Here is a 26,731-nt window from a genome sequence, read left to right on the forward strand (position 1 = left end):
TGCATCGCAGGCAAGCCAGCTCCCACATTGACCGGGTCATTCTTGAGGTAGGCGTTCCAGGCCGACGAACGGGCAGGCGGTGAGCAGGTGGCTTAAACGCTGGCCGTCAGGCAGCTGCAGGTCGGCTGGCGCCAACTCAGCCAACGGATACAGCACAAACGCGCGCAGATGCATCTGGTAGTGCGGCACCTTGAGGCGCGGCTCATCGATCAGGCGATCACCGAACAGCAGGATATCCAGGTCCAAGGTGCGCGGGCCCCAGCGTTCCAGGCGTTCGCGGCCCTGATCGTTTTCGATGGCTTGCAGCGCGTCGAGCAGGTCCAATGGCGCCAGGTGACTGTCCAGCGCCGCAACGGCGTTGGTGTAGGGCGGCTGGCCGGGCAGCAGTGAATCGCTTTGATAGAAGGCGGACACACCGGCGAGCTGAGTGCCAGGCAATTGCGCCAGCGCCTCGATCGCGCTGCGCAATTGTTGCTCCGGGGCAGCCAGGTTGCTGCCCATGCCGATGTAGATACGTTCCACGTTTATTCGCCCGCAGCGCCCGAGGCATCGGCACTGCTGCGTTTACGCTTGGTGCCGCTGCGGCGACGCTTTTTCGGGCCTTCGCCGGCGCTATCACCTTTGCTGCCCAGTTCACGAATCATTTCGCGGCGCTGGCTGTCATTGGCGTCCTGATAATCGGTCCACCATTCGCCCAGGCCATCGGTCTGCTCGCCCGCGCTTTCGCGTAGCAGCAGGAAGTCGTAGCCGGCACGGAAGCGCGGGTTGTCCAGCAACAGATCGGCGCGCTTGCCGCTGCGGCGTGGCAGGCGCTCCTGCATGTCCCAGATTTCGCGGATCGGCATGGTGAAACGTTTGGGGATGGCGATGCGTTGGCACTGTTCGGCGATCAGCTCGTGAGCCGCTTCCTGCATGGCCGGGATCGGCGGCATGCCACGGTCCTGCAGGCGCAGTACGCGTTTGGGCAGGGCCGGCCACAACAAGGCGGCAAACAGGAACGCCGGGGTCACCGGTTTGTTTTGCTTGATGCGCAGGTCGGTGTTGATCAAGGCTTCGCTGATCAAGGTGTGGGTGTACGTCGGGTTGTACTCCAAGGCCTCGGCGCTGGCCGGGAACAGGGGGTCGAACAACTGCAGGTCCACCAGCATTTCAAAGGTGTCGGCGGCGTAGCCCGAAAGGAACAGCTTGAGCACTTCCTCAAACAGGCGTGCCGAGGGGATTTCCCGCAGCATCGGCGCCAGTTCGCGAATCGGTGCGGCGGTGTGTTTTTCGATGCCAAAGTTGAGCTTGGCGGCGAATCGCACGGCACGCAGCATGCGCACCGGATCTTCCTGGTAGCGCTGCGTCGGGTCGCCGATCAGCCGGATCAGGTTGTTGCGAATGTCGTGTACGCCGTTGGCGTAATCGAGGATGCGCTCGCTGACCGGGTCGTAATACAAGGCGTTGATGGTGAAGTCGCGACGTTGCGCGTCCTCTTCCAGGGTGCCATAGACGTTATCGCGCAGGATGCGCCCGCTCTCGTTGCGGGAAGACTGGTTGGTGTCCTCCTCTTCATCGTTTTGCGGGTGACCGGCGCGGAACGTTGCGACCTCGATGATTTCGCGACCAAAGTGGATATGCACCAGCTTGAAGCGCCGGCCGATGATTCGTGCATTACGAAACTCGGCGCGCACTTGTTCAGGCGTGGCACTGGTGGCGACGTCGAAATCCTTGGGCGTGATGTTGAGCAACATGTCGCGTACGCAGCCACCCACCAGGTAGGCCTGGTAGCCGGCGTTCTGCAAACGTTCGACGATGTTCACTGCATAACGGCTGAATTGAGCGCGCTGCAGCGAATGCTGGCTGCTATTGAGCACTTCAGGCGTGCTGCGTTTGTGTTGCGTTCGACGCAAGGGAGAACGGAATGACTGGAACAACTTCTTCAGCATGGGATGCACTGTTTGAAGGAATGTTCGGCCATAACGAAGAATGACCGCATGATGGGCGGGGATTCTAGCATTTAGTCAGGGGATGGTGTAGGAACAAGCTAAAGGCATTGCGCCATAAGCGTTTGCAGGTCAAATCCCGGAAACTACAAGGGGAGCCGAAGCTCCCCCAGAAGTAGTTGCGTGCTCTATTTTTATTATTGATGTCGGGCTTCTTGTTTTTGTTGATCGCCCTCGCCACGAAGTTTCACCTTCATGACACTCCCAATCGGGAGTCAAGAGCAAACGGATTGCTTTGGTCGCTGTGTTGCTGATCTACGATCCAACCAGTTCAGGCTCTGCCTTAGGGCAGTTTTTGTTGTTCTCGGCCTGGTTGCGGGGCAAGCCCCAAATGCAACGCCTCTCCAAAAGAATCAGTTAGCTGCGCCTCCGCCGTGTTGTTTTTGTTATGCGTGAGTCGATTCGTCTTATTTTTATTGTCTTGTAAAAAGCTTGTTATTGTTTTTGTACTAAGCATATAGCAGGGTGCGTGCCAACTTTTGCGCCGTCCAGCAAAACCGGGGGTTTGGGCTGGTTTCGCCAGATTGAGGGCCAAAAAAAAGCCGGGGCTTCGTTACCGTAAGCCCCGGCTTTTGTTACGTGAAAAGTCAGCGGTAACAGTTTTTTCACATCAACAGGTGTTACCTGTGGGGCTGCGCTCTCAGCTTTCGCTGGCCACCCCGGTCTTGCGCCGTGGAATGCCCAGGCGCTGACGCCGTTCCCACAAACACTTGCGACTTACACCCAGTTTGCGGGCCAGTTCGGTCTCGGTCATATGGTCCTGATGCTCGAGCACGAAGTGCTGGAAGTAGTCTTCCAGTGACAAATCTTCCGTCGGCTCATGGCTGGTATTGCTACCGCCGCCCTGCTGCGGGGCCAGGCCGATGAAGTCGTCGTCATCCAGGTCGCTGAGCTCAATGTCGATGCCCAGCAACTCGGCAGAAATCTCCGGGCTCTCCGACAGAATCACGGCGCGCTCGACGGCGTTCTCCAGCTCACGCACGTTCCCTGGCCACGAGTAGTGACGGATCGCCTGCTCGGCGTCCGCGGCAAACTTCAGGTCGGTGCGGTCAATGCGTGCGCCTTGACGCAACAGGAACGCGTTGGCGATTTCGTTGACGTCGGCGCCGCGCTCGCGCAGGGCCGGCAATTTGAGCGCGATGACATGCAGGCGGTAATACAAGTCCTCACGGAACTGGCCGATCTTGGCCAGGCTCTTCAGGTCTCGGTGTGTCGCCGCGATCAATCGAACATCGACCTTCTGCGATTGCACCGAACCCACGCGACGAATTTCGCCTTCCTGCAGCACGCGCAGCAAGCGCGCTTGTGCTTCCAGGGGCAGCTCGCCAATTTCATCAAGGAACAAGGTGCCGCCGTCCGCGGCCTCCACCAGGCCCGCACGCCCGGCGCTGGCGCCAGTGAACGCACCTTTCTCGTGGCCGAACAGCTCGGACTCGATCAGGGATTCGGGGATCGCCGCGCAGTTCACCGAGATCATCGGCGCCTTGGCGCGCTTGGACAGGTTGTGCAGGGCGCGGGCCACCAGCTCTTTGCCGGTGCCCGACTCGCCCTGGATCAACACATTGGAGTCAGTCGGCGCCACCTTGCGGATCTTGCTGTACAAGTCCTGCATCGGAGGGCAGGAGCCGATGATGCCGATCTCGCCATTGCTGTTGTTGGCACCTGGTTTTTCGGCGCCGCTGGTCTTGCCGGTGGGGCGTGGCTCGGCAGGCGCACTGCTGGCCGACACACGGTCACGCAGGATGCGGGCCACGGCCTGGAGCATCTCGTCGTGATCGAAAGGCTTGGCGATGTAGTCCACCGCGCCCATCTTCATCGAGTCCACCGCCGAGCGCAGGCTGGCGTAGCTGGTCATGATCAGCACCGGGGTGCCCTGGCCCAGCTTGATCAGCTCGGTGCCCGGGGCGCCTGGCAGGCGCAGGTCACTGACAATCAGGTCGAACGTGGGAATGCTGAATCGCTCTTGGGCTTCCTGCACCGAGCCGGCTTCGCTGACCTGGTACTGATTACGTTCAAGCAGGCGACGCAAGGCAGAGCGGATAATGGTTTCGTCTTCGACGATCAAAATGTGCGGCATTGATTCAATTCTCTCGACGGTCTCAGTTCACAGCGGACGTCGCTTCGACATGACGCGGCAAGGTCACCCGGATACGGGTGCCGCGTTGGCTTTGTGTGTCAGCCGGGCTGTCGATGGTGATTTGTCCATAATGCTCTTCAACGATGGAATAGACCAGTGCAAGGCCCAGACCGGTACCTTCACCGGGGTCCTTGGTGGTGAAGAAGGGTTCGAACAATCGGTCCATGATGTTCTGTGGAATGCCGCTGCCTTCGTCTTCCACGATCAGGTCGACCGTGTGCTCGAAAGCCTCGCTCTTGACGCGTACAGCACTGCCGGCCGGCGACGCGTCGCGGGCGTTGGACAGCAGGTTGATCAGCACCTGGGCCAGGCGTTGTGAGTCGCCATCGACCCAATGGTCCGGATCGCACAGGTTAAAGAACTGTACTTCGAAATTGCGCCGGTTCAAGGCCAACAGCCCAATGGCATCCTGCGCGACTTCGGCCAGGCACACCGCTTCGTCCTGATTCTGATGGGCGCCGGAGTGGGCAAAGCTCATCAGCGACTGGACGATGCGTGAAACCCGCTTGGTCTGTTCAAGGATTTGCCCGCTGATTTCGGTGATTTCCCCGTCTTCTTCGCGCTCTTCCCGCAGGTTTTGCGCCAGGCAGGCGATACCGGTGATCGGGTTGCCGATTTCATGAGCCACGCCGGCCGCCAGGCGCCCAATGCTGGCCAGGCGTTCGGAGTGCACCAGCTTGTCTTCGAGCATCTGTGTATCGGTCAAATCTTCTACCAGCAGCACCAGGCCGCTGTTACCCGGCGCCAGAGGTTCGTCGATGGCCGCTTTGTGCAAGTTGAGCCAGCGGGTCTGGCCGTCGAGGGCCAAGTGCTGTTTGTGCAAGTGCTCGTCCGGCAGGTTGATGAAACCCTGCAGCAGCTCTTTCCAGGGATCGCCCAGGGTATTGAGGCGCGAACCCACCACCCGCTGGGCGGCGATGCCGGTGAGTTCTTCCATGGCTTTGTTCCACATCAGGATTTCCTGGTCCTTGGCCAGGGAACACACGCCCATCGGCAGTTCCTGCAGGGTCTGGCGGTGGTAACGGCGCAGGGCGTCGAGTTCGGCGGCCAGGCCTGTGAGGCGCGAGTGGTAGTCCTCCAGCCGGCTTTCGATGAAGTGGATGTCTTCGGTGACGTAGTTTTCGCCACCGGCCTTGTAGGGCAAGAAGGTTTCCACCATGTCCTGGGACACGCTCGGCCCCATCAAACCGGACAGGTTGGCTTCGATACGGTCACGCAGGCGGCGCAGGGCATAGGGGCGGCGCTCGTCAAATGGCAGGTAGAGGTCGCGCAGCGCCTGTTCGACTTCCTTTTGTGCGGCCTTGGCGCCCAGGGGCTTGGCCAGTTGCGTGGCGAACTCCTGGGGCGATGCCGCATGCAGTTCGCGGCGTTGCGGGCGGCGCACGTTGTCTACCGCACAGGCTTCTGCGGCGCTGGTTTCTTCGGCGCTGGCGTTAGTGAACAGCGAGATCAGGGTGAACATCAGTACGTTGGCGGCCAGCGAGGCGATGGCCGCCATGTGCCAACTGGTGTCGTCCAGCACGTAAATCATGTTCAGCAACGGGATATAGAAGCCCTGCAAGTTGCCGACCAGCGGTAGCAGCATGGTCACGGTCCACACCAGGATCCCGGCCAGCAGCCCTGCAATAAAGCCACGGCGATTGGCGGTCGGCCAGTACAGCACCGACAACACGCCCGGCAGAAATTGCAAGGTGGCGACAAACGCGACGATGCCGAGGTTGGCCAGGTCTTGCCCGGCGCCCAGCAGCAGATAAAACGCGTAACCGGCCATGATGATCGCGACGATCAGCGCGCGTCGGGTCCATTTCAACCAACGGTAGATATTGCCCTCGGCCGGCGGCTGGTACAGCGGCAGTACCAAGTGGTTGAGCGCCATGCCGGAGAGTGCCAGGGTGGTGACGATGATCAACCCGCTGGCGGCCGATAACCCCCCGACATACGCCAGTAGCGCCAGGGCCGGGCTGTTGGCAGCAATACCGATGCCCAGGGTGAAATACTCGGGGTTGGTGGTGGCCCCCAGTTTCAGGCCAGCCCACAGGATCAGCGGCACCGCCAGGCTCATCAGCAACAGGAACAGCGGCAAGCCCCAGCTGGCGCTGACCAGCGAGCGCGGGTTGAGGTTCTCGGTGAAGGTCATGTGGTACATGTGCGGCATCACGATCGCCGAGGCGAAGAACACCAGCAGCAGCGTACGCCATGGTCCCTCCTGCAAGGGGGTATGCAAGGCGGCGAGGGCGGTCTGGTTTTGCAGCAGCCACAGCTCCAGCTGTTGCGGCCCGTCGAACACGCCGTAAAGCGCATAAAGGCCGACGCCGCCGATGGCGATCAGCTTGATGACCGACTCAAAGGCAATCGCAAACACCAGGCCCTGGTGTTTCTCGCGGGTGGCGATATGGCGAGAGCCAAAGAAGATGGTGAACAAGGTGATCAGCGCGCAAAACGCCAGGGCAACCCGATGTTGCACGGGCTCTCGGGTCAGGATGCTGATGGAGTCGGCCACCGCCTGGATCTGCAGGGCCAGCAACGGCAGCACGCCGATCAACATGAAGATGGTGGTCAGCGCGCCCGCCCAGGTGCTGCGAAAGCGAAAGGCAAACAGGTCCGCCAGGGAAGACAGCTGGTACGTCCGGGTGATTTTCAGGATCGGGTACAGCAGCACCGGCGCCAGCAGGAACGCGCCGGACACCCCCAGGTAACTGGAGAGAAAGCCGTAGCCGTACTGATAGGCCAGCCCCACCGTGCCGTAGAACGCCCAGGCACTGGCGTAGACGCCCAGGGACAAGGTGTAGGTCAACGGATGGCGAATGATCGCCCGCGGAATCATTCCGCGCTCACTGATCCAGGCCACGCCGAATAACGCAGCCAGGTAGGCGGCGCTGATCAGCAGCATCTGGGTGAGACTAAAGCTCATCGGCATCTTTTTGGCTCTGCAGGATGAAGGTCACGACGATCAGGATCAGCCATAGCAGATAAGGGCGATACCAGGCGCCCGTGGCGTCGATCCACCAATCCATGATGGCGGGGGAGAACAGGTAGATCCCGACGACCAGCAGCAGGACCAAACGATAGATGTACATGTTGGCCTCTGATTAAAAATCTGCCGCGATGTTAACGGATGGCTGGCAACCTGCAAGCGCCTTCAACTCAATTGCGCTTCGGCCAGGGTCAGCGTGCGCGGGATGCGGGTGGCGTCCCAGTGCGCAATGCCCCAATCCAGCAGTTCTCGTGGGCTGGCGTACAGCAGTTGCGCGTCGGGCTGTTGGCCAAGGGCGCGCAGTGCTCTGAGCAGCAAAGGCGTGGCCTGGTCGGCTGTCAACGGTGGAGAGCGGTAGGACTTGCCCAGCTTGTTGCCGTCTGGCTGCACGATCAGCGGTACATGCAAGTAACGTGGCTGGCGCAGGCCAAGCAGCTCTTGCAGGTACAGCTGGCGCGGTGTGGAGTCGAGCAGGTCGGCGCCGCGCACGATATCGGTTATCCCTTGCCAGGCGTCGTCGAGCACCACCGCCAGTTGGTAGGCGTAGAGGCCGTCGCGGCGACGGATGATGAAGTCGCCGGCATCGCGGCCCAGATGCTGCCGGAACTCGCCCTGCACACGGTCGGTAAAGTGGTATTCCAGCTCGGGCACGCGCAGGCGGATGGCGGCGTGTTGCTGGTCGTGGCCGGCATTGCGGCACAAGCCTGGGTAAACCCCGTTGTAGGGCTCCAACTGCTTGCGCGAGCAGGTGCAGGCGTAGGCCAGGCCGTGGTTGAACATATCGTTCAGTACTTTGGCGTAGGCATCATGCCGCTCGCTCTGGCGAACCAGTTCGCCATCCCATTCAAAGCCGTAGCTTTCCAGCGCATGCAGAATCGCCGCCTGGGCGCCGGGCTCTTCACGCGGAGGGTCAAGGTCTTCCATGCGCATCAACCAACGGCCCTGGTGGGCGCGCGCATCGAGGTAGGAGGCAAGGGCGGCAACCAGGGAGCCGAAGTGCAAATGGCCGCTGGGTGTGGGGGCGAAACGCCCAATATAGGTAGAGGCTGTCATGGCCCGGATACTACTGCATAACCGATAAACGCCAGAAACAAAAATGGAGCGTTCGCACGCTCCATTCGTTCAACTCGGCAACGTTACTTGCCGACCTGTTTTTCCTTGATTTCAGCCAAGGTCTTGCAGTCTACGCACAGGTCTGCGGTTGGGCGGGCTTCCAGTCGGCGAATACCGATTTCGACGCCGCAGGATTCGCACCAGCCGTATTCTTCGTCTTTGATCAGTTGCAGGGTCTTGTCGATCTTCTTGATCAACTTGCGCTCGCGATCGCGGGCGCGCAGTTCGAGGGCGAACTCTTCTTCCTGGCTGGCACGATCGGCCGGGTCAGGGAAGTTGGCCGCTTCATCCTTCATATGGTCAACCGTACGGTCGACTTCCTGCATCAAGTCCTGTTTCCACTTGTTGAGGATCTTGGTGAAGTGCTCGCGCATGGGCTCGCCCATGTACTCCTCGCCCTTTTTTTCGACATAGGGTTCGAAGCCGCCGAGGCCTTGAGTCTGCTGTTGCTTTGCTTGGGTGGACATGAATAGACCGCCTCTCACTCTTCTAATCCATTGCGCAGGATTGCAACGTCACCGACACCTGCCGGCCCTGCGGCTGCAAGCGGGCGAACTTACCAGATAGATTCAGGGTGCGCTACTCCCGGTTGTCGAGGCCCAGGGCAAAGGGGTTGCAAACCGCAGCAGCCCGCCATGACTGGGTATGTATCGCCTCGAATATTGATTTTAGCTGTTTTACGAGCGTGCGCAGGGTGCACTTGCAGCCCCAATCAGGCAATAGAGCATGTTTTACCGTGAGGGTTCGGTAGAATCCAGATTTTGTCCTCACCGTCTAAGGAAGGCTAATGGCTCAGCCCTACAGTGCGCGTAGTCGCGCCATCGAACCCTTTCATGTCATGGCGTTACTGGCGCGTGCCAATGAGCTGCAGGCCGCCGGTCACGACGTGATCCACCTGGAAATCGGCGAGCCGGATTTCACCACCGCCGAGCCGATCATCCAGGCCGGCCAAGCCGCGTTGGCAAACGGTAAGACCCGCTACACCGCCGCCCGCGGCTTGCCCGAATTGCGCGAAGCCATCAGTGGTTTCTACCAGCAACGCTACGGTTTGAGCATCGACCCGCAACGCATTCTGATCACCCCCGGTGGCTCCGGCGCATTGTTGCTGGCCAGCAGTTTGCTGGTGGATCCGGGTAAACATTGGCTGCTGGCGGACCCAGGCTACCCCTGCAACCGACACTTCCTGCGCCTTGTGGAAGGCGCGGCGCAGTTGGTGCCGGTCGGCCCAGACGTACGCTACCAGTTGACCGCCGATCTGGTGGCCAGGCATTGGGACCAGGACAGTGTCGGCGCACTGGTGGCATCGCCCGCCAACCCCACCGGCACGATCCTCACCCGGGACGAGCTGGCTGGGCTGTCGGGCGCCATCAAGGCGCGCAACGGTCATTTGGTGGTCGACGAGATTTATCACGGCCTCACCTACGGCACCGACGCGGCCAGCGTGCTGGAAGTCGATGATGACGCCTTTGTTCTGAATAGTTTTTCGAAGTATTTCGGCATGACCGGCTGGCGCCTCGGTTGGCTGGTGGCGCCCCCTGAAGCGGTGGGTGAACTGGAGAAATTGGCGCAGAACCTCTACATCAGTGCGCCAAGCATGGCTCAGCATGCCGCGTTAGCCTGTTTCACCCCGCAAACCCTGGAGATTCTGGAGCAGCGCCGTGCCGAATTTGGCCGCCGCCGTGACTTCCTGCTGCCGGCCCTGCGTGAGCTGGGGTTCGGTATCGCCGTGGAGCCCGAAGGTGCTTTTTATCTGTATGCCGATATCAGCGCGTTCGGCGGCGATGCCTTCGCGTTTTGCCGGCATTTCCTCGAAACCGAACATGTGGCCTTTACGCCCGGGTTGGATTTCGGTCGCTACCAGGCGGGGCACCATGTGCGTTTTGCCTACACGCAAAACCTTGATCGGCTGCAAGAAGCGGTGGAGCGGATTGCCCGTGGTTTGCGGAGTTGGCAAGGCTGATGCGTTTTAATCCTCCTCTTGAAGAAGGGCGGCTGATCCGCCGCTACAAGCGCTTTCTCACCGATATCGAAACCGTTACCGGCGAGTTGCTCACCATTCACTGCCCTAACACCGGTTCGATGCTCAACTGCATGGTCGAAGGTGGCCAGGTCTGGTTCAGCCGTTCTACGGATCCCAAGCGCAAGCTGCCGGGCACGTGGGAAATTGCCGAAACGCCCCAGGGCCGGCTGGCGTGCGTCAACACCGCGCGTGCCAATCAATTGGTGGAAGAAGCCCTGCTGGCCGGTGTGATCACTGAACTCAACGGCTTTACCGCGTTGAAGCGTGAGGTGCCTTATGGCCAGGAGAAAAGCCGCATCGACTTTCGCCTGGATTACCCCCAGGGCGCTGCGTTTGTCGAGGTCAAAAGCGTCACCCTGGGCTTTGATGGCAGCTCAGTGGCGGCTTTCCCCGATGCGGTGACGCAGCGCGGTGCCAAGCACTTGCGTGAGCTGGCCCACCTGGCGCGCGACGGTATACGGGCGGTGCAGTTGTATTGCGTGAACCTGTCGGGGATCGACGCGGTGCGCCCGGCTGTGGAAATCGACGCCGGTTATGCGGCGGCGCTACGTGAGGCCAAGGCTGCAGGTGTGGAGGTGCTCGCCTACGGCGTACGGGTCACGCCGCAGGAGATTTACGTCGAGCGTCGGTTGAAGGTGCTGCTGGGCGACTAGAGATCGACCCACAATCCCTGTTCGTCTTCGCGACCGGGCAGGGCAGTGAGGTGTTGGCCTGCGCAGGGCCCGGCGATGCACTCGCCGCTTTCAATCAGGAACAATGCGCCATGGGTGGCGCATTGGATCAGGCTGGCGCTGTCGTCGAGGAAGCGATCAGGTTGCCATTCCAGCGGGATCCCACGATGGGGGCAGCGGTTGAGATAGAAGTACGCAGTGCCGTCCCGACGCACCGCCAACAGCCTGTGGCCATCGATATCAAAACCGCGGCTGCTGTTGGGGGTGAGGTCGCCTGAGGCGCAGAGAAACTTCATTTCAATCCTTAAGTGCCTTGACGTTCAAATGCAAACAATTATCAAATGCCTGCTTCGCCCGTCAGCTGACTGGGTGCTCAATACGATGCCTGGCAGGGGTTATCTGTCACATCAATGAGTGCTTGAGTGGCCCTGCCCTAGGAAGGAAACCCTGTTATGCGCCTGAGTACCAGCGCTATTGCGCTTGTTGCTTCACTGCTGGTCAACCCTGGGGTGCACGCCTCTGAACTGCCGCAACGCTGGGTCAGTGCTGGCGGGGCGCTGTCGGAGTGGGTGACGGCTCTGGGCGGTGAATCGAAGTTGGTGGGAGTGGATACCACCAGTCAGCATCCCGCCTCGCTCAAGGCCTTGCCAAGCATTGGTTATCAGCGACAGTTGTCAGCCGAAGGCATTCTCAGCCTGCGCCCGCAAATCCTTGTAGGCACGGAGGAAATGGGACCACCGCCGGTGCTGGCACAGATTCGCAGTGCCGGGGTGCAGGTGGATATGTTCTCGGCCCAGCCGGATTTGCCCACGCTCAAAGGCAACCTCGAACACTTGGGGAAACTGCTCGGCAGTGAGGCCCAGGCTGATGCCCTGTTTGCCGGGTATGAGCAGGCGCTGGCACAGCAAAAAAATTGGGTGGTCAAGGCCCAGGCCACGCAAAAAGCTCCAGGCGTGCTGTTGCTGCTCGGCCATGCCGGTGGCAAGCCGCTGATCGCGGGCAAGGACACGGCCGCTGATTGGATGTTGCAGCAGGCTGGAGGGCGTAATCTGGCCACGCACACCGGCTATAAACCGTTTTCCGTCGAGTCGCTGGCGGGGTTGAGCCCTGAGGTGTTGGTATTTGCCGATCGCGCGTTGACCGGTGACGCGGCGCGCGCAGCCTTGTTCAAAGAAAACCCGATCCTTGCCTCTACGCCGGCAGCCAAGAACGGCCGCGTCTTTGAGCTGGATCCGACCTTGCTGGTAGGTGGCCTTGGGCCCCGATTGCCGCAAAGCCTGGAGAAACTGTCTGCCGGTTTTTATCCGTCCCAGCCTAAGCCTGCTCCATGACCACTCTGGTTAAGCCAAAAACGCTGTTTATTGGGCTGTCGCTGCTGTGTGTATTGGCGATCTGGCTTTCATTGGCACTGGGGCCGGTCAGCCTGCCGTTAGTGGACACGCTCAGGGCTGCGCTGAAACTAATGGGCGTACCGATAGAGGCCCAGGGGTTGGAGCAGGCCGAGTTGATCCTGGGGCAGATTCGCCTGCCGCGGACCCTGTTGGGGCTGGCGGTCGGCGGTGTGCTGGCATTGTCGGGCGTGGCGATGCAGGGGTTGTTCCGCAACCCGCTGGCCGATCCTGGCTTGGTCGGCGTGTCCAGCGGGGCAGCGCTGGGAGCGGCGGTGGCGATTGTCGGTGGCTCGCTATTTGGCGGGCTGCCGGATGCTTTCGGGCCGTACCTGTTGTCGCTGTGCGCCTTCCTCGGTGGCCTGGGCGTCACGGCACTGGTCTATCGCCTGGGGCGTCGCAATGGCCAGACCAATGTCGCGACGATGTTGCTTGCCGGTATTGCGCTGACGGCCCTGGCCAGTTCGACCGTGGGCCTGTTTACCTATCTGGCAGACGATGCCACCTTGCGCACCCTGACGTTCTGGAACCTGGGCAGCCTCAATGGTGCAAGTTATTCGCGGTTGTGGCCCTTGTTGCTGGTGAGTGCGGGCGTGGCGCTATGGTTGCCGCGCCGGGCCAAGGCGCTGAACGCGCTGTTGCTGGGTGAGTCCGAGGCCAAGCATCTGGGTGTTGATGTCGAGGGGCTCAAGCGCGAGTTGGTGTTCTGCACGGCCTTGGGCGTTGGCGCCGCAGTGGCAGCGGCGGGCATGATTGGTTTTGTCGGGTTGGTGGTACCGCATCTGGTGCGGCTGCTGGCTGGGCCGGATCATCGGGTGTTGTTACCGGCCTCGGTGTTGGCGGGTGCGAGCCTGCTGCTGTTTGCGGACCTGGTGGCGCGCCTGGCGTTAGCGCCGGCGGAACTGCCGATCGGTATTGTCACTGCGTTTATCGGTGCGCCGTTTTTCCTCTATTTATTGTTACGAGGGCGCGCCTGATGTTGCGGGTAGAAGCGTTGCAGATCCGGCGCGGTGGTAAGACCGTGCTCGCCGATATCACCTTGGACCTATTGCCGGGCGAAGTGCTGGGCGTTCTGGGCCCCAATGGCGCCGGCAAAAGTACCTTGCTTGGAGCGCTGTGCGGGGAGTTGCAGCCGGATCAGGGCAAGGTGTGGCTGGATCAGCAGGCGCTCAAGCACATGACAGGTGTGCAACGTGCCCAGCGCCTGGCGGTGCTGCCACAATCCTCCACCCTGGACTTTGCCTTTCGTGTCGAAGAGGTGGTGGGCATGGGCCGCTTGCCTCATCAGACCGGGCGAGTGCGCGACGACGAAATCATCAACGCCGCGCTGCAGGCTGCTGATGTAGGCCACCTGAGTGGGCGCAGTTACCTGGCCTTGTCGGGCGGCGAGCGGCAGCGTGTGCACCTGGCACGGGTATTGGCGCAGTTATGGCCGGGTGAGGCAGGGCAGACGTTGTTGCTGGATGAGCCCACATCGATGCTCGACCCTCTGCACCAACACACCACCTTGCAAGCTATTCGACATTTTGCCGACAGAGGCGCTGCGGTGCTGGTCATCCTGCATGACTTGAACCTGGCGGCGCGTTACTGCGACCGGATCCTGTTGCTGGAAAACGGCCGCCCCCACGCGCTGGATACGCCCTCTAACGTCCTGCAACCAGAGCCGCTCAAGGCTGTATTCGGTCTGGATGTATTGGTACAGCCGCATCCGGAGCGTGGGCATCCGTTGATCATTGCGCGCTGAAGCCGGTTAATTCGCGGGCAAAAAAAGACCCGGCAAGAGCCGGGTCAAATAACCGTGATTAGCCTGATGAGGAGATAATCTGAGAGTCCGAACCAATGGTCTTTCAGTTATCGGCTGATCTCGCGACCAGTTGTGATAATCATAACGATTCTCATTTGAGAGTCAACATCTGTTTTTCTGCTTCATCCATTTTTCTCAAACGCTCGTTTGTAATGCCTGTAAACACTGGGTTTGAGTGCCACTCTAGTTCTTCTGATGCACTGAGATCGCTTCAAGCTGACGGTTCAAGGCCTCCTTGCGCTCGGTGGGTATGTCGTTCCAGTGCACATCCATCAATGCCCCTTCAATGGCATACAGCAGAACCTTCGAAGCTCGAAACCCGCGCGTGCGCACTGCTCGGTAAGCGTCGACCGCCCCCAGGCGACGCAAGTCGGACGCGCTGTGGATGCCCACCGCATGCAGCCACTGCGCTGACGTCTTGCCAAGGTTTTTCAGGTGTTGCAGCTCATCGTTCATCAAGCCTCCTTGCGTTGGCCGAATGGTGCGGTGGGTGTCGTGACCAGGCAGCCTGAAAATGAGTGTAGCGTTCAGTAGGAAAAGCGTGGTTCTTTGGTCAGAAAGGGCTGAAAAGATTATAAGGATGGCGTGACGGCGCTTACTCGCAGGCAGGCGCAAAGTGCCCGGCAGGCAGGGGATGTGGCAGGAACTCGGTGTGTGGGGTTACTTGGTGCGGTAGCGCAGGCGAGTACCGAAATTGACCGACATGAGTATTTCGTCAGCCGTGAGTTCGGGCGGGAAATAAGCCCCCGATATCTGCGCATGGGCCAGGCTGGCGCCTTCCAGTGAGCAGCCACGCAAGTCCAGGCCGCGCAGGTCGGCAGAGCGAAAATAGGCGTCGGTGAAGTCAATACCGGTGGCGTTCAGGTCGCGCAGGTCCAGCCCTCGAAAGTCGCCACCGCGCATGTCGATGGGGCCATTTTCAGGGCGCTCCTGGTTGAAGCCGCGGATGTCGTCCTTGTGCAGGAGGGCGTAGAGCGGGGTATCAAGAAGCTTTGGCTGACTCATGATCGCGACTCTGGCTGGCGTTATGGAGCCAGTATAGTGCCACTATCGCTGGGTCGCGCGCCGAAGACGACGACGCGACCAAGAAATATTTCTTACAGGCCCGGCAGGTGTTGACGGATATGCCCGACCAACGCGTCGAGCGTCCCGCTTTCATTGGTCTCCACACGCTTGCTGAGCAGCAGCTCCTCGGCAGTCAGCGGGTCACGACTGGCTTGTTGCTCTTCGATAACGGCCAGTGTGGCGTCAGACGGATCGTTTTTATCCGCCTGGCGTTGTGCCAGCCAACTGGTGATAACGGCTTGCGGGGCGTTGCAGTCGAGGATCAGGAACGGCGCGCCAGTGGCTTCGGCAACCTGGGCGGCGGCGTCACGCTGCGCGCGTTTCAAGAACGTGGCGTCCAGCACCACCGGGTAGCCGGCGCGCAGCACGGTGTCGGCAATCTCGTTCAGGCGTGCGTAGGTGGCAGCGCTGGCGTCCTGATTGTAGATACCGGCCTGCAGGGTGTTCTCTACCTGTTGTTCGCCAAACAGGCGCTTGCGCTCTACGTCCGAACGCAGGCGTACCGCGCCCAGGGCTTCGACCAGGCGCATGGCCACGTGGCTCTTGCCCACGGCTGAAACGCCGTGGGTGATTGCCAGGAAGCGCGAAGGGATAGTGCTGTAGCTTTCCGCCAGGTTGGCGTAGTTGCGATACTGGCGCAGGGTGGTAGCGCGTTGCACCGGGTTGGCTTCGCTGGGCATGCTGAACAGCGCAACCTTGGCGCGTACCAATGCACGGTAGGCTTTATAGAAGTTCAGAAGCTCCAGGCCCTGGTAGTCGCCGGTCAGCTCCAGGTACTGGCTTATGAAGCGCCGTGCCAGGCATTTCAGGCCGCGATCTTCCAGGTCCATCGCCAAAAAAGCGGTGTCGGCGTACACGTCGGTAAAGCGGAAAGGCTCGTTGAACTCAATGCAGTCGAAGATCACCACGCGGCCATCGATCAGCGTGGCGTTGCCCAGGTGGATATCGCCGTGGCATTCACGGGTATAACCGTCGAGCTTGCGCTGCGCAAGCAGAGGCTTGAGGCGTTCGAAGCTGCTTTCAGCCCAGGCTTGCAGAGCCTCCAGCTGAGTCAGGTCGGCCTTGTCGCTGAGGAACGGGCGGATCTGGTCAAAGTTCTGGCGTACCGGAGCCATCACCTCTTCCGGCGTGCCGGCGGGGTGATCTTGCGGGACTTTGGGGGCGCTGAGGTGGAATTGCGCAATCTGCTTGGCCATCTCATCGATGTGCGCGCTGGTCAGTTCGCCGTTGGCTTGCAGGGTGCTGAGCATCTGGCTTTGCGGGAACTGGCGCATTTTCAGCGCGTACTCGATGGCCGGGCCATCGCCACCCAGTTGCGGCGCCTCGGCAGTGCCGGTAATCGGCAACACTTCAAGATACAAATCTTCGGTCAGGCGCTGGTTGAGGCGCAGTTCCTCGCGGCAGAAATGCCCGCGGTCGTCCAGATTGGTGAAGTCCAGGAAGCCGAAGTTCATCGGTTTCTTCAGCTTATATGCATAGGGGCCCGTCAGTATCACCCAGGAAATATGGGTCTCGATGACTTGAAACGCGTCAACCGGATGAGGGTACAAGGCCGGGTTTTGCAGGGCAGCGATCAGGGTCTGGCTCACGGGCGATCCTTCAAAGTCGGGGGAAAATCATGGGGGGCATTATGGCTGCTGATGCCAGTCGTGCAAACCGCTGTCCGGCTCATGTTGATCATCAATAAAGTGCGTATAATCCGCCGCCATGACTCGAACCCGATCTCCCCGTTCCCGTAAAAAACCTCCTTCCCGTGGCCCGCGCCCTTGGCTGGGCTGGGTGATCAAGCTTGGCCTGGTGGGCCTTGTGGCGGTCGCCGGCCTTGCGGTGTACCTCGATGCCGTGGTGCAGGAAAAATTCTCCGGCAAACGCTGGACGATTCCGGCCAAGGTGTATGCACGCCCGCTGGAGCTGTTCTCTGGTCAGAAGCTGAGCAAGGAAGACTTCCTTACCGAGCTCGATGCGCTGGGCTACCGCCGCGAACCCGTGAGCAATGGCCCTGGCGCTGCGGCGGTCAGCGGTAATACCGTCGACCTGAACACCCGTGGCTTCCAGTTCTACGAAGGCCTGGAAAAAGCCCAGCCGGTGCGCGTGCGTTTCTCTGGCGATTATGTGGCTGAGCTGTCCTCGCTCAATGGCTCCAAGCTGCCGGTGGTGCGTCTCGAACCGTTGCTGATCGGCGGTATTTACCCGAAGAACCTTGAAGATCGCATCCTGATCAAGCTCGATCAGGTACCGCCGTATCTGCTGGAAACCCTGGTCGCTGTCGAAGACCGCGATTTCTATAGCCACTGGGGTGTTTCTCCGAAGTCGATTGCCCGCGCTATCTGGGTCAACACTTCCGGCGGCAAGATGACTCAGGGCGGCAGTACGCTGACGCAGCAACTGGTCAAGAACTTCTACCTGACCAACGAGCGCAGCCTGACCCGTAAACTCACCGAAGCCATGATGGCGATGTTGCTGGAGCTGCATTACAGCAAGCAGGAAATCCTCGAGGCTTACCTCAACGAGGTATTCGTCGGGCAGGATGGCCAGCGCGCCGTGCACGGTTTTGGCCTGGCCAGCCAGTTCTTCTTCGGGCAGCCGTTGTCCGAATTGAAATTGCATCAGGTTGCGTTGCTGGTGGGGATGGTCAAGGGGCCGTCCTATTACAACCCGCGCCGCAACCCGGAGCGTGCGCTTGAACGTCGCAACCTGGTGCTCGATGTACTGGAGCAGCAGGGTGTGGCCACCGCTGAACAAGTGGCCGCTGCGAAAAAAATGCCACTGGGTGTGACAACCCGCGGCAAGCTGGCGGATAGCTCGTTCCCGGGCTTTATCGACCTGGTCAAGCGCCAACTGCGCGAAGACTACCGCGACGAAGACTTGACCGAAGAGGGGCTGCGGATCTTCACCAGCTTCGACCCCATCCTGCAGATGAAGGCCGAAGCATCGGTCAACGACACCTTCAAGCGCCTGACTGGCCGTAAAGGCTCGGATGAAGTCGAAGCCGCCATGGTCGTGACCAACCCGGAAACCGGCGAGGTCCAGGCCATGATCGGCAGCCGCCAGGCCAGTTTTGCAGGCTTCAACCGCGCACTGGATGCCGTGCGGCCGATTGGCTCGCTGGTCAAGCCCGCGGTCTATCTCACGGCACTGGAAAAACCCAGCAAGTACACGCTGACCAGTTGGCTGTCCGATGACCCGCTGTCGATCAAAGGTGCGGATGGCCAGGTATGGACGCCCAAGAACTTCGACCGCCGCTCTCATGGCACGGTGTTCCTGTATCAAGGATTGGCGCATTCCTACAACATCTCGACCTCGCGCCTGGGGCTTGAAGTCGGTGTGCCGAATGTGCTGAAGACCCTGGCGCGACTGGGGATCGAACGTGAGTTCCCGGCGTTCCCGTCCATGCTTCTGGGCGCTGCGGCCATGACGCCGATGGAAGTGACCACCATGTACCAGACCCTGGCCAATGGTGGCTTCAATACGCCGATGCGCGGTATTCGCAGTGTGCTGACCGCCGATGGCGAACCGCTCAAGCGCTACCCGTTCCAGATTCAGCAGCGCTTCGACGCCGGCTCCATCTACCTGATCCAGAACGCCATGCAGCGCGTGATGCGCGAGGGTACAGGGCGTTCGGTCTATAGCGTGCTGCCGTCGAACCTGACCCTGGCGGGCAAGACCGGTACCAGCAACGACTCCCGCGACAGCTGGTTCGCGGGTTTCGGCCAGGATGTACTGGCCGTGGTATGGCTGGGGCGCGACGACAATGGCAAGACGCCGTTCACCGGTGCGACAGGCGCGTTGCAGGTATGGACCAGTTTCATGCGCAAGGCTGACCCGTTGCCGCTCAACATGCCGCAGCCGGACAATATCGTGCAGGCCTGGATTGATCCGCACACCGGCCAAGGCTCCGATGCCAACTGTCCGGGCGCGGTGCAGATGCCGTATATTCGCGGCAGCGAACCACCACCCGGCGCCGCGTGCAGTGGCAGTGCCCCTGCTGACGCGGATTCGGTGATGGATTGGGTCAAGGGCTGGATGAATTAAGCAAAGAGGGTTTCAAGTGAACAAGTTGTGGATTCCAGCCATTACGGCTCTGGCTTTGCTCGGCGGTTGCTCCAGCGTGCAGCGCGGCTCTATCCCTGTGGTGGACTCAAGCACGTCCGTCTCCAATAACGACCGCATTTCGGCCAATGGTGGCTTCCGTCAGACCGTGGTCAAGCGGCCTGCCCAAGCTGCAACCCAGGCAATTCCACAGGATTCCGGCGTCGTAGTGATGGTGCCCGGCAGTGGGGCTGCAACCTCGGCGCCTATCAGTGCCGAACCATGGACCCCAGGCCCGAGCACTTCCGGGCCGGTGAACTCCACGCCGATTCAAACCGCGCCGGTCAACCAGGGCACCTACAACATGCCTTCTACGCCGAGCGGTATTCCGTCATCGTCCAATGCGGGCGGGTTGTCGGCTGACGAACAACTCGATGGCCCGGTGCTGGCGTTGCTCACAACCGCACAGCAGCAGCAGGCGGGTGGCGATTTGAATGGCGCCTCGTCGAGCCTTGAACGTGCCCAGCGCGTGGCGCCGCGTGAGCCACAAGTGCTCTATCGCCTGGCCCAGGTGCGCATGGCCCAGGGCGATGCGCCCCAGGCGGAGCAGTTCGCTCGCCGTGGCCTGAGCCTGGCCAATGGGCGCCCAGACCTGCAAGCCAGCCTGTGGGCCTTGATCGGGGATGCGCGTGCAGCCCAAGGCGATGCAGCGGGTGCTGCGCAGGCACGGCAAAAAGCGAAGGTCAGCCTCTGATGGATGCGCGTTTTCCCGCGATTGCCGAGCAGTTATTGCTGATCGAGCGCGAACTGCGCGTTCAGGGCTGGTGGGATGAAGTCTCCCCCAGTGCTGAAGCGCTCAGCAGTGTCGAGCCCTTTTCCGTCGATACCCTGGACTTCCACCAGTGGCTGCAGTGGATCTTCCTTGCGCGTATGAAGCAGATCCTGGAACAGGACCTGCCCTTGCCGAATGCGTCGGGGATCCTGGAAATGGCCGAGATGGTCTACGCCGACCGGCCGCGGGAGAGCCTCGGCTTGCGTAACGCGCTGAAAAAGTTCGATCAATTGATCGTCGACGCTCGTTAATTGCCTGACTGCCGGTTTTTCCGGCAGTCTTGCGCACATTTCTACCGCTTGACGACATTCAGGCGAGTTTTATCCCTCCTCAAAGCCCTTTCTTCTGCGTTCTCATGCGCTTAGTTGGAAAAAAGCGCAATTATTGCTTGACTTGAAGGGCGTGAAACAGAAGAATCCAAAGTCCGCTGTATCGGGACTGCCAGAAGCAGGCCCGCTCAGCAGATCATGAGGCGCACATCCGCGCCGACCTGTAACACCCGCAACGCGTTACCTCGCGCTGGGTGGGAAAAGCCCGCAACACTTGGGACGATCCCAATACTTGCTCAGTCAGTGCTGACGTAGTCGGCGACCACCGTCGCTCATGCTCTGTTGAGAAGTAAACCTATTAAGACCCGTCGGTTTTTTAACGGACGGTATTCTGGCGTTTTAGAGGTGAACAACGTGGAGCTTTTATCTGGCGGTGAGATGCTCGTCCGCTTTTTGCGTGACGAAGGCGTCGACTATATCTACGGGTACCCAGGTGGTGCTCTGCTGCATGTCTACGACGCACTGTTCAAGGAACCGGCTGTTACCCACATCCTGGTTCGCCACGAACAGGCCGCGACCCATATGGCTGACGGTTACGCCCGTGCCACCGGTAAAGCCGGCGTGGTACTGGTAACGTCCGGCCCAGGCGCAACCAATGCCATTACCGGCATCGCGACTGCGTATATGGACTCCATCCCGATGGTGATCATCTCTGGCCAGGTGCCTAGCACCATGGTCGGCACCGATGCATTCCAGGAAACCGACATGATCGGTATTTCCCGCCCGATCGTGAAACACAGCTTCATGATCAAGCACGCGTCGGAAATCCCGGAAGTCATGAAAAAGGCGTTCTACCTCGCCCAGTCCGGTCGCCCGGGCCCTGTGGTGGTTGATATCCCGAAAGACATGACCAACCCGGCCGAAAAATTCGAATATGTTTTTCCCAAGAAAGCCAAGCTGCGTTCCTACAGCCCGGCCGTCCGCGGGCACTCGGGGCAAATCCGCAAGGCGGCAGAAATGCTCCTGGCGGCCAAGCGCCCCGTGTTGTACTCCGGCGGTGGCGTGATTCTGGGCGGCGGTTCCGCTCCGTTGACCGAACTGGCCAAGTTGCTCAACCTGCCGGTGACCAACACCCTGATGGGCCTCGGCGCATTCCCGGGTTCGGACCGTCAGTTCGTCGGCATGCTCGGTATGCACGGCAGCTACACCGCCAACCTCACCATGCACCACGCCGATGTGATCCTGGCCGTGGGCGCGCGGTTCGATGACCGAGTGATCAACGGCGCGAGCAAATTCTGCCCGAATGCCAAGATCATCCACATCGACATCGACCCTGCGTCCATCTCCAAGACCATCAAGGCCGATGTGCCAATCGTGGGTCCTGTAGAGAGCGTATTGACCGAAATGGTCGCTGCGCTCAAGGACATCGGCGAAACGCCGAACAAGGAATCCGTTGCCAGCTGGTGGAAGCAGATCGACGAATGGCGCGGTGATCGCGGTCTGTTCCCTTATGACAAGGGTGACGGCAGCATCATCAAGCCACAAACCGTGATCGAAACCCTGTGCGAAGTGACCAAGGGCGACGCCTTTGTGACCTCCGACGTGGGCCAGCACCAGATGTTCGCGGCGCAGTACTACAAGTTCGACAAGCCTAACCGCTGGATCAACTCCGGTGGCCTGGGCACGATGGGCTTTGGTTTCCCTGCGGCCATGGGTGTGAAACTGAGCTTCCCGGATGCCGACGTTGCCTGCGTCACCGGCGAAGGCAGCATCCAGATGAACATCCAGGAACTGTCGACGTGCCTGCAATACGGTCTTCCGGTGAAGATCGTCTGCTTGAACAACGGCGTGCTCGGCATGGTTCGTCAATGGCAGGACATGAGCTACGGTAGCCGTCACTCCCATTCCTACATGGAATCGTTGCCGGACTTCATCAAGTTGGTTGAAGCCTATGGCCACGTCGGCATTCGCATCACTGATTTGAAAGATCTGAAGCCGAAGATGGAAGAAGCGTTTGCCATGAAGGACCGTCTGGTGTTCATCGATATTCAGGTCGATACCAGCGAGCACGTCTATCCGATGCAAATCAAAGACGGCTCTATGCGCGACATGTGGCTGAACAAGACGGAGCGTACTTAATCATGCGGCATATTATCTCCCTGCTTCTGGAGAACGAACCCGGCGCCTTGTCCCGTGTTGTCGGCCTGTTTTCGCAACGCAACTACAACATTGAAAGCCTGACCGTGGCCCCGACCGAAGACCCGACCCTGTCGCGCCTGACGTTGACTACTGTGGGCCACGATGAGGTGATCGAGCAGATCACCAAGAACCTCAACAAGCTGATCGAAGTGGTCAAGCTGGTCGACCTGTCGGAAAGCGCCCACATCGAGCGCGAACTGATGCTGGTCAAGGTCAAGGCCACGGGTGCCCAACGTGCCGAGATCAAGCGCACTACCGATATTTATCGCGGGCAGATCGTCGATGTGAGCGCCAGCGTTTATACCGTTCAACTGACCGGTACAAGCGACAAGCTGGACAGCTTCATCCAGTCGATCGGGACGGCCTCGATTCTGGAAACCGTACGCAGTGGTGTCACCGGGATTGCCCGTGGCGACAAAGTACTCAGCATCTAACCCAAATTAGCGAATGGCCTCACGGCCTGGATATATAGAGGAACCTCATGAAAGTTTATTACGATAAAGATTGTGACCTGTCGATCATCCAGGGCAAGAAAGTCGCCATCATCGGCTACGGTTCCCAGGGCCACGCTCAAGCGTGCAACCTGAAAGACTCCGGCGTTGACGTCACCGTTGGCCTGCGCAAAGGTTCGGCCACCGTAGCCAAGGCTGAAGCCCATGGCCTGAAAGTGACCGACGTTGCTTCTGCTGTCGCGGCTGCCGACCTGGTCATGATTCTGACCCCGGACGAGTTCCAGTCCTCGCTGTACAAGAACGAAATCGAGCCGAACATCAAGAAGGGCGCTACCCTGGCCTTCTCCCACGGCTTCGCGATTCACTACAACCAGGTTGTGCCGCGTGCTGACCTCGACGTGATCATGATCGCGCCGAAAGCACCGGGCCACACCGTGCGTTCCGAGTTCGTCAAAGGCGGCGGTATCCCTGACCTGATCGCGATCTACCAGGATGCGTCGGGCAATGCCAAGAACGTTGCACTGTCCTACGCTGCTGGCGTGGGTGGCGGTCGTACCGGCATCATCGAAACCACGTTCAAGGACGAGACCGAAACCGACCTGTTCGGCGAACAAGCCGTTCTGTGCGGCGGTACCGTTGAGCTGGTAAAAGCCGGTTTCGAAACCCTGGTTGAAGCTGGCTACGCGCCGGAAATGGCCTACTTCGAATGCCTGCACGAACTGAAGCTGATCGTTGACCTCATGTACGAAGGCGGCATCGCCAACATGAACTACTCGATCTCCAACAACGCCGAATACGGCGAGTACGTGACGGGCCCTGAAGTGATCAACGCCGAGTCCCGCCAGGCCATGCGCAACGCCCTGAAACGTATTCAGGACGGCGAATACGCCAAAATGTTCATCAGCGAAGGCGCTACCGGCTACCCTTCGATGACCGCCAAGCGTCGTAACAACGCCGCTCACGGTATCGAAGTCATCGGCGAGCAACTGCGCTCCATGATGCCGTGGATCGGTGCCAACAAGATCGTCGACAAAGCCAAGAACTAAGTCGTACGCATCAAGGGAAAACGCGGCTTAGGCCGCGTTTTTTCGTTTGAGGGGTTGGTTCTGGTATAAAGCTGCATCGTTTGCAGACGAACACTCGCTGCAAGTATCTGTCGAATTTTTTCACACCGTTGCAAGGTAAAGTCCATGAGCGAACGTCCCGAAGAGCCAAACCAGGCTTCCGACGCCGAAAGCATGCTGCCGATCGATGAACATGTCGAAGAAGGGCATGACGCCGAAGGCCGCAAGGTCCGGCATCGTGGCATCTATCTGCTGCCCAACCTATTCACCACGGCGAACCTGTTCGCCGGCTTCTACTCCATCATCAACTCCATGAGTGCCCAGAGCGCGCTGGCGGCGGGTGATGCGGCGAGTGCCAGCAAATACTTTGGCTTTGCTGCTATCGCAATTTTCGTGGCCATGGTGCTCGACGGCCTGGATGGTCGCGTGGCGCGCATGACCAATACTCAAAGCGCTTTTGGCGCCGAGTACGACTCGCTGTCGGACATGGTCGCCTTCGGTGTTGCCCCCGCATTGCTGGCATTTGCCTGGGCATTGGGTGACATGGGCAAGGTTGGCTGGATGGTTGCCTTCATCTATGTCGCGGGTGCCGCTTTGCGCCTGGCGCGCTTCAACACCCAGGTGGGGACTGCCGACAAGCGCTACTTCATCGGCCTTGCCAGCCCGGCAGCGGCGGGTGTTGTCGCGGGGATTGTCTGGGCGTTCAGTGATTACGGGATTCAGGGATCGAAGATGTCGTTCCTGGTTGCCCTGATGGTGGCAGCGGCCGGCATGCTGATGGTCAGCAACATCAAGTACAACAGCTTCAAGGAATTTGACCTCAAAGGGCGCGTGCCTTTCGTGGCCATCCTTGTGGTGGTGCTGGTGTTCGCGGTCGTGTTCAGTGATCCACCGCGTATCCTGCTGCTGGCGTTCCTGGCCTACGCCGCTTCGGGTCCGATTCAGTACTTGTTGCGTCTGCGTCGGGACAAAACATTGTCTTAATGTAATTTCCCCCATACTCCGCAGTCTATTGGTGCATCAGTTCTCCAACGCTGCGGAGTTACCATGTTAATCAAATTACCCAAAGCGTCCGATTGTCACGAATCGGACGTCACGCCTGAATCCTTCTATCTCTCTCGCCGCAGCCTGCTCGGTGGTGCGCTTGCTGGTATTGCCGCCAGCAGCTTGCCGCGTTGGGCCAGTGCGAGCGATGCTTCGCGGTATGCCGACGTCGAGCCGGGCAGCGCGCCCAACTGGTTTACGGAAAAACTTCCGAACACGAAGTGGCAATCGGTGACGGTCAAAGATGAGGCCATCACGCCATTCAAGGATGCAACTCACTACAACAACTTCTATGAGTTCGGGACAGGCAAGGGCGACCCGGCAACGAATGCGGGCTCGCTCAAGACGCAGCCCTGGAGTGTGGTGATTGATGGTGAAGTCGCAAAACCTGGGCGCTATGCCCTGGAGGACTTCATGAAACCCTATGCGTTGGAAGAGCGCATCTACCGTCTGCGTTGCGTCGAGGCATGGTCCATGGTGATTCCGTGGATAGGCTTTCCCATCTCGGCGTTGCTCAAGCAGGTCGAGCCTACCTCCAAAGCCAAGTACATCCGTTTTGAAACCCTCCAGGATCCCAAGAGCATGCCTGGGCAACGCTCAAGTTTCGGCTTGATCGACTGGCCTTATGTGGAAGGGCTGCGCCTGGATGAGGCGATGAATCCTTTGGCGATCCTCGCTGTGGGCATGTATGGGCGGGAGTTGCCTAACCAGAACGGCGCGCCGTTGCGCTTGGTGGTGCCGTGGAAGTATGGCTTCAAGAGTGTGAAGTCCATCGTACGTATCAGTCTGGTCAGTGAGCAGCCGAAAACGACCTGGCAAAGTATTGCTGCCGATGAGTATGGGTTTTATGCGAATGTGAATCCTACGGTCGATCATCCGCGCTGGACCCAGGCGCGGGAGCGCCGCCTGCCGAGCGGCCTGTTCAGTCCGAATGTGCGCCAGACGCAGATGTTCAATGGCTATTCGGATGAGGTCGCTTCTTTATATACAGGCCTCGATCTGCGGAAGAACTACTGATGCGCTACCCCATCTGGCGCATCGGCGTGTTTGTAGCCGCAGCAGTGTGGCCATTGCTCTGGCTGTATGAAGCGTGGAGTTCTGCGCTGGGGCCTGATCCAGGCAAGGTGCTCGTTGATCGCCTGGGTTTGGGGACGCTCATTTTATTGCTGATCACGCTTGCTATGACGCCGCTGCAGAAATTGAGCGGTTGGGCGGGGTGGATAGCGGTGCGGCGACAGTTGGGGCTGTGGTGCTTTGCTTATGTTGTGCTGCACCTGGCGGCCTATTGTGTGTTTGTCCTGGGGCTGGATTGGTCGCAGCTCGGCGTAGAGTTGAGCAAGCGGCCCTACATCATTGTGGGGGCGCTGGGGTTTGTTGCTCTCCTTATCTTGGCCGTCACGTCGAACCGCTATAGCCAGCGTCGGTTGGGGAGTCGATGGAAGAAGCTGCATCGTCTGGTCTATGTGATTCTTGGGCTCGGTTTGCTGCACATGCTATGGATAGTGCGGGCGGACCTGAAGGAGTGGGCCATCTACGCGTCTATAGGTGCGCTACTTCTGTTGATGCGGGTGCCGCCGGTAATGCGTCGAATCCCTCGCCTTATTGCTAAAAAAGCGCCTTCTGCCACAAAAGCGTAATTAAGCCTTGACGGCAGATTCTGGAAGCCTATAATTCGCCCCACTTCC

Annotated in this window: 25 protein-coding genes; 14 read left to right on the forward strand and 11 right to left on the reverse strand. The window is 59.9% G+C overall.

Annotation, left to right across the window (positions count from 1 at the left end; genetic code table 11):
• Positions 1 to 36 precede the first annotated feature (36 nt).
• The 7 genes from folK to dksA all read right to left on the reverse strand — a co-directional run bounded on the left by folK (position 37) and on the right by dksA (position 8,676).
• Complete coding sequence (gene folK / locus BMH52_RS15090) at positions 37 to 522, reverse strand: 2-amino-4-hydroxy-6-hydroxymethyldihydropteridine diphosphokinase (protein WP_014719943.1); 486 nt, start codon at positions 520 to 522, stop codon at positions 37 to 39.
• Between the two features lie 2 nt (positions 523 to 524).
• Positions 525 to 1,928, reverse strand: coding sequence for a polynucleotide adenylyltransferase PcnB (locus BMH52_RS15095; RefSeq protein WP_003194157.1), 1,404 nt, complete (start codon positions 1,926 to 1,928; stop codon positions 525 to 527).
• Between the two features lie 697 nt (positions 1,929 to 2,625).
• Positions 2,626 to 4,062 carry a sigma-54 dependent transcriptional regulator gene (locus BMH52_RS15100; RefSeq protein WP_014719942.1) on the reverse strand — a complete coding sequence of 479 codons (1,437 nt, stop codon included), beginning with the start codon at positions 4,060 to 4,062 and terminating at the stop codon, positions 2,626 to 2,628.
• Between the two features lie 22 nt (positions 4,063 to 4,084).
• Positions 4,085 to 7,039: a sensor histidine kinase gene (locus tag BMH52_RS15105; protein WP_003194154.1), complete on the reverse strand. Its 2,955-nt coding sequence runs from the start codon at positions 7,037 to 7,039 to the stop codon at positions 4,085 to 4,087.
• Positions 7,023 to 7,199, reverse strand: a complete 177-nt coding sequence (locus BMH52_RS28875; protein ID WP_003176118.1) for a hypothetical protein — start codon at positions 7,197 to 7,199, stop codon at positions 7,023 to 7,025. The genes BMH52_RS15105 and BMH52_RS28875 overlap by 17 nt, the downstream gene beginning before the upstream one ends.
• Positions 7,200 to 7,261: 62 nt before the next feature.
• Positions 7,262 to 8,149 carry a tRNA glutamyl-Q(34) synthetase GluQRS gene (gene gluQRS / locus BMH52_RS15110; protein WP_073844168.1) on the reverse strand — a complete coding sequence of 296 codons (888 nt, stop codon included), beginning with the start codon at positions 8,147 to 8,149 and terminating at the stop codon, positions 7,262 to 7,264.
• Between the two features lie 83 nt (positions 8,150 to 8,232).
• Positions 8,233 to 8,676 (reverse strand): RNA polymerase-binding protein DksA, encoded by a 444-nt coding sequence (dksA, locus tag BMH52_RS15115; RefSeq protein ID WP_003194150.1) that lies wholly within the window; start codon positions 8,674 to 8,676, stop codon positions 8,233 to 8,235.
• A gap of 320 nt (positions 8,677 to 8,996) precedes the next feature.
• Between dksA and BMH52_RS15120 the strand changes: the two genes are divergently transcribed.
• On the forward strand, positions 8,997 to 10,169 hold the full coding sequence (locus BMH52_RS15120) for a pyridoxal phosphate-dependent aminotransferase (RefSeq protein ID WP_014719940.1): 1,173 nt from the start codon (positions 8,997 to 8,999) through the stop codon (positions 10,167 to 10,169).
• On the forward strand, positions 10,169 to 10,882 hold the full coding sequence (sfsA, locus tag BMH52_RS15125; protein WP_014719939.1) for a DNA/RNA nuclease SfsA: 714 nt from the start codon (positions 10,169 to 10,171) through the stop codon (positions 10,880 to 10,882). The genes BMH52_RS15120 and sfsA overlap by 1 nt, the downstream gene beginning before the upstream one ends.
• On the opposite strand, the gene BMH52_RS15130 is transcribed toward sfsA, so the two are convergent.
• The gene (locus BMH52_RS15130; RefSeq protein WP_014719938.1) at positions 10,879 to 11,196 is read right to left on the reverse strand and encodes a Rieske (2Fe-2S) protein; all 318 of its coding nucleotides are present in this window, start codon (positions 11,194 to 11,196) and stop codon (positions 10,879 to 10,881) included. The genes sfsA and BMH52_RS15130 overlap by 4 nt on opposite strands.
• Before the next feature lie 156 nt (positions 11,197 to 11,352).
• On the opposite strand from BMH52_RS15130, the gene BMH52_RS15135 reads away from it, so the two are divergent.
• Genes BMH52_RS15135 through BMH52_RS15145 form a run of 3 tightly spaced genes read left to right on the forward strand, consistent with a single transcriptional unit; the run spans position 11,353 to position 14,032 of the window.
• A complete protein-coding gene (locus BMH52_RS15135; protein ID WP_014719937.1) occupies positions 11,353 to 12,231 on the forward strand; it encodes a hemin ABC transporter substrate-binding protein in 879 nt (292 codons plus the stop codon).
• The gene (locus BMH52_RS15140; protein ID WP_014719936.1) at positions 12,228 to 13,265 is read left to right on the forward strand and encodes an iron ABC transporter permease; all 1,038 of its coding nucleotides are present in this window, start codon (positions 12,228 to 12,230) and stop codon (positions 13,263 to 13,265) included. The genes BMH52_RS15135 and BMH52_RS15140 overlap by 4 nt, the downstream gene beginning before the upstream one ends.
• Entirely contained in the window at positions 13,265 to 14,032 is a 768-nt protein-coding gene (locus BMH52_RS15145; protein ID WP_014719935.1) for a heme ABC transporter ATP-binding protein, read from the forward strand. Before BMH52_RS15140 ends, BMH52_RS15145 begins: the two co-directional genes overlap by 1 nt.
• 243 nt (positions 14,033 to 14,275) lie before the next feature.
• On the opposite strand, the gene BMH52_RS15150 is transcribed toward BMH52_RS15145, so the two are convergent.
• The 3 genes from BMH52_RS15150 to BMH52_RS15160 all read right to left on the reverse strand — a co-directional run bounded on the left by BMH52_RS15150 (position 14,276) and on the right by BMH52_RS15160 (position 16,746).
• Complete coding sequence (locus BMH52_RS15150) at positions 14,276 to 14,548, reverse strand: TfoX/Sxy family protein (RefSeq protein ID WP_003194139.1); 273 nt, start codon at positions 14,546 to 14,548, stop codon at positions 14,276 to 14,278.
• A 204-nt stretch (positions 14,549 to 14,752) separates the two neighbouring features.
• Positions 14,753 to 15,097 carry a pentapeptide repeat-containing protein gene (locus BMH52_RS15155; RefSeq protein WP_014719933.1) on the reverse strand — a complete coding sequence of 115 codons (345 nt, stop codon included), beginning with the start codon at positions 15,095 to 15,097 and terminating at the stop codon, positions 14,753 to 14,755.
• 92 nt (positions 15,098 to 15,189) lie between these two features.
• Positions 15,190 to 16,746 (reverse strand): bifunctional aminoglycoside phosphotransferase/ATP-binding protein, encoded by a 1,557-nt coding sequence (locus BMH52_RS15160; RefSeq protein WP_073844170.1) that lies wholly within the window; start codon positions 16,744 to 16,746, stop codon positions 15,190 to 15,192.
• A 118-nt stretch (positions 16,747 to 16,864) separates the two neighbouring features.
• Here BMH52_RS15160 and mrcB point away from each other — a divergent pair, with 118 nt between their 5' ends.
• The 9 genes from mrcB to msrQ all read left to right on the forward strand — a co-directional run bounded on the left by mrcB (position 16,865) and on the right by msrQ (position 26,683).
• The gene (gene mrcB, locus BMH52_RS15165; RefSeq protein ID WP_014719931.1) at positions 16,865 to 19,189 is read left to right on the forward strand and encodes a penicillin-binding protein 1B; all 2,325 of its coding nucleotides are present in this window, start codon (positions 16,865 to 16,867) and stop codon (positions 19,187 to 19,189) included.
• 16 nt (positions 19,190 to 19,205) lie between these two features.
• On the forward strand, positions 19,206 to 19,940 hold the full coding sequence (locus tag BMH52_RS15170; RefSeq protein WP_032902681.1) for a M48 family metallopeptidase: 735 nt from the start codon (positions 19,206 to 19,208) through the stop codon (positions 19,938 to 19,940).
• On the forward strand, positions 19,940 to 20,269 hold the full coding sequence (locus BMH52_RS15175; RefSeq protein ID WP_014719929.1) for a YqcC family protein: 330 nt from the start codon (positions 19,940 to 19,942) through the stop codon (positions 20,267 to 20,269). Before BMH52_RS15170 ends, BMH52_RS15175 begins: the two co-directional genes overlap by 1 nt.
• 432 nt (positions 20,270 to 20,701) lie before the next feature.
• Positions 20,702 to 22,426 (forward strand): acetolactate synthase 3 large subunit, encoded by a 1,725-nt coding sequence (locus BMH52_RS15180; RefSeq protein WP_014719928.1) that lies wholly within the window; start codon positions 20,702 to 20,704, stop codon positions 22,424 to 22,426.
• A gap of 2 nt (positions 22,427 to 22,428) precedes the next feature.
• A complete protein-coding gene (gene ilvN, locus BMH52_RS15185; RefSeq protein ID WP_003176102.1) occupies positions 22,429 to 22,920 on the forward strand; it encodes an acetolactate synthase small subunit in 492 nt (163 codons plus the stop codon).
• A gap of 47 nt (positions 22,921 to 22,967) precedes the next feature.
• A complete protein-coding gene (ilvC, locus tag BMH52_RS15190) occupies positions 22,968 to 23,984 on the forward strand; it encodes a ketol-acid reductoisomerase (RefSeq protein WP_003194132.1) in 1,017 nt (338 codons plus the stop codon).
• 144 nt (positions 23,985 to 24,128) lie between these two features.
• Positions 24,129 to 24,986: a CDP-diacylglycerol--serine O-phosphatidyltransferase gene (gene pssA / locus BMH52_RS15195; protein ID WP_014719927.1), complete on the forward strand. Its 858-nt coding sequence runs from the start codon at positions 24,129 to 24,131 to the stop codon at positions 24,984 to 24,986.
• A 63-nt stretch (positions 24,987 to 25,049) separates the two neighbouring features.
• Positions 25,050 to 26,063 (forward strand): protein-methionine-sulfoxide reductase catalytic subunit MsrP, encoded by a 1,014-nt coding sequence (gene msrP, locus BMH52_RS15200; RefSeq protein WP_014719926.1) that lies wholly within the window; start codon positions 25,050 to 25,052, stop codon positions 26,061 to 26,063.
• Positions 26,063 to 26,683: a protein-methionine-sulfoxide reductase heme-binding subunit MsrQ gene (gene msrQ / locus BMH52_RS15205; protein ID WP_020301783.1), complete on the forward strand. Its 621-nt coding sequence runs from the start codon at positions 26,063 to 26,065 to the stop codon at positions 26,681 to 26,683. Before msrP ends, msrQ begins: the two co-directional genes overlap by 1 nt.
• Positions 26,684 to 26,731 lie beyond the last annotated feature (48 nt).

Source organism: Pseudomonas sp. BTN1 (assembly GCF_001907715.1).
Taxonomy (GTDB): domain Bacteria; phylum Pseudomonadota; class Gammaproteobacteria; order Pseudomonadales; family Pseudomonadaceae; genus Aquipseudomonas; species Aquipseudomonas paracarnis.

What these genes read in the sequence shown, in the direction of transcription:
- BMH52_RS15135 (WP_014719937.1), top strand. Translation starts at nt 11,353, where the DNA reads ATGCGCCTGAGTACCAGCGCTATTGCGCTTGTTGCTTCACTGCTGGTC.
- BMH52_RS15095 (WP_003194157.1), bottom strand. Translation starts at nt 1,928, where the DNA reads ATGCTGAAGAAGTTGTTCCAGTCATTCCGTTCTCCCTTGCGTCGAACG.
- msrQ (WP_020301783.1), top strand. Translation starts at nt 26,063, where the DNA reads ATGCGCTACCCCATCTGGCGCATCGGCGTGTTTGTAGCCGCAGCAGTG.
- BMH52_RS15100 (WP_014719942.1), bottom strand. Translation starts at nt 4,062, where the DNA reads ATGCCGCACATTTTGATCGTCGAAGACGAAACCATTATCCGCTCTGCC.
- msrP (WP_014719926.1), top strand. Translation starts at nt 25,050, where the DNA reads ATGTTAATCAAATTACCCAAAGCGTCCGATTGTCACGAATCGGACGTC.
- BMH52_RS15120 (WP_014719940.1), top strand. Translation starts at nt 8,997, where the DNA reads ATGGCTCAGCCCTACAGTGCGCGTAGTCGCGCCATCGAACCCTTTCAT.
- ilvN (WP_003176102.1), top strand. Translation starts at nt 22,429, where the DNA reads ATGCGGCATATTATCTCCCTGCTTCTGGAGAACGAACCCGGCGCCTTG.
- BMH52_RS28875 (WP_003176118.1), bottom strand. Translation starts at nt 7,199, where the DNA reads ATGTACATCTATCGTTTGGTCCTGCTGCTGGTCGTCGGGATCTACCTG.
- pssA (WP_014719927.1), top strand. Translation starts at nt 24,129, where the DNA reads ATGAGCGAACGTCCCGAAGAGCCAAACCAGGCTTCCGACGCCGAAAGC.
- BMH52_RS15145 (WP_014719935.1), top strand. Translation starts at nt 13,265, where the DNA reads ATGTTGCGGGTAGAAGCGTTGCAGATCCGGCGCGGTGGTAAGACCGTG.
- BMH52_RS15155 (WP_014719933.1), bottom strand. Translation starts at nt 15,097, where the DNA reads ATGAGTCAGCCAAAGCTTCTTGATACCCCGCTCTACGCCCTCCTGCAC.
- BMH52_RS15105 (WP_003194154.1), bottom strand. Translation starts at nt 7,039, where the DNA reads ATGCCGATGAGCTTTAGTCTCACCCAGATGCTGCTGATCAGCGCCGCC.
- sfsA (WP_014719939.1), top strand. Translation starts at nt 10,169, where the DNA reads ATGCGTTTTAATCCTCCTCTTGAAGAAGGGCGGCTGATCCGCCGCTAC.
- dksA (WP_003194150.1), bottom strand. Translation starts at nt 8,676, where the DNA reads ATGTCCACCCAAGCAAAGCAACAGCAGACTCAAGGCCTCGGCGGCTTC.
- BMH52_RS15130 (WP_014719938.1), bottom strand. Translation starts at nt 11,196, where the DNA reads ATGAAGTTTCTCTGCGCCTCAGGCGACCTCACCCCCAACAGCAGCCGC.
- BMH52_RS15150 (WP_003194139.1), bottom strand. Translation starts at nt 14,548, where the DNA reads ATGAACGATGAGCTGCAACACCTGAAAAACCTTGGCAAGACGTCAGCG.
- BMH52_RS15140 (WP_014719936.1), top strand. Translation starts at nt 12,228, where the DNA reads ATGACCACTCTGGTTAAGCCAAAAACGCTGTTTATTGGGCTGTCGCTG.
- BMH52_RS15175 (WP_014719929.1), top strand. Translation starts at nt 19,940, where the DNA reads ATGGATGCGCGTTTTCCCGCGATTGCCGAGCAGTTATTGCTGATCGAG.
- mrcB (WP_014719931.1), top strand. Translation starts at nt 16,865, where the DNA reads ATGACTCGAACCCGATCTCCCCGTTCCCGTAAAAAACCTCCTTCCCGT.
- gluQRS (WP_073844168.1), bottom strand. Translation starts at nt 8,149, where the DNA reads ATGACAGCCTCTACCTATATTGGGCGTTTCGCCCCCACACCCAGCGGC.
- ilvC (WP_003194132.1), top strand. Translation starts at nt 22,968, where the DNA reads ATGAAAGTTTATTACGATAAAGATTGTGACCTGTCGATCATCCAGGGC.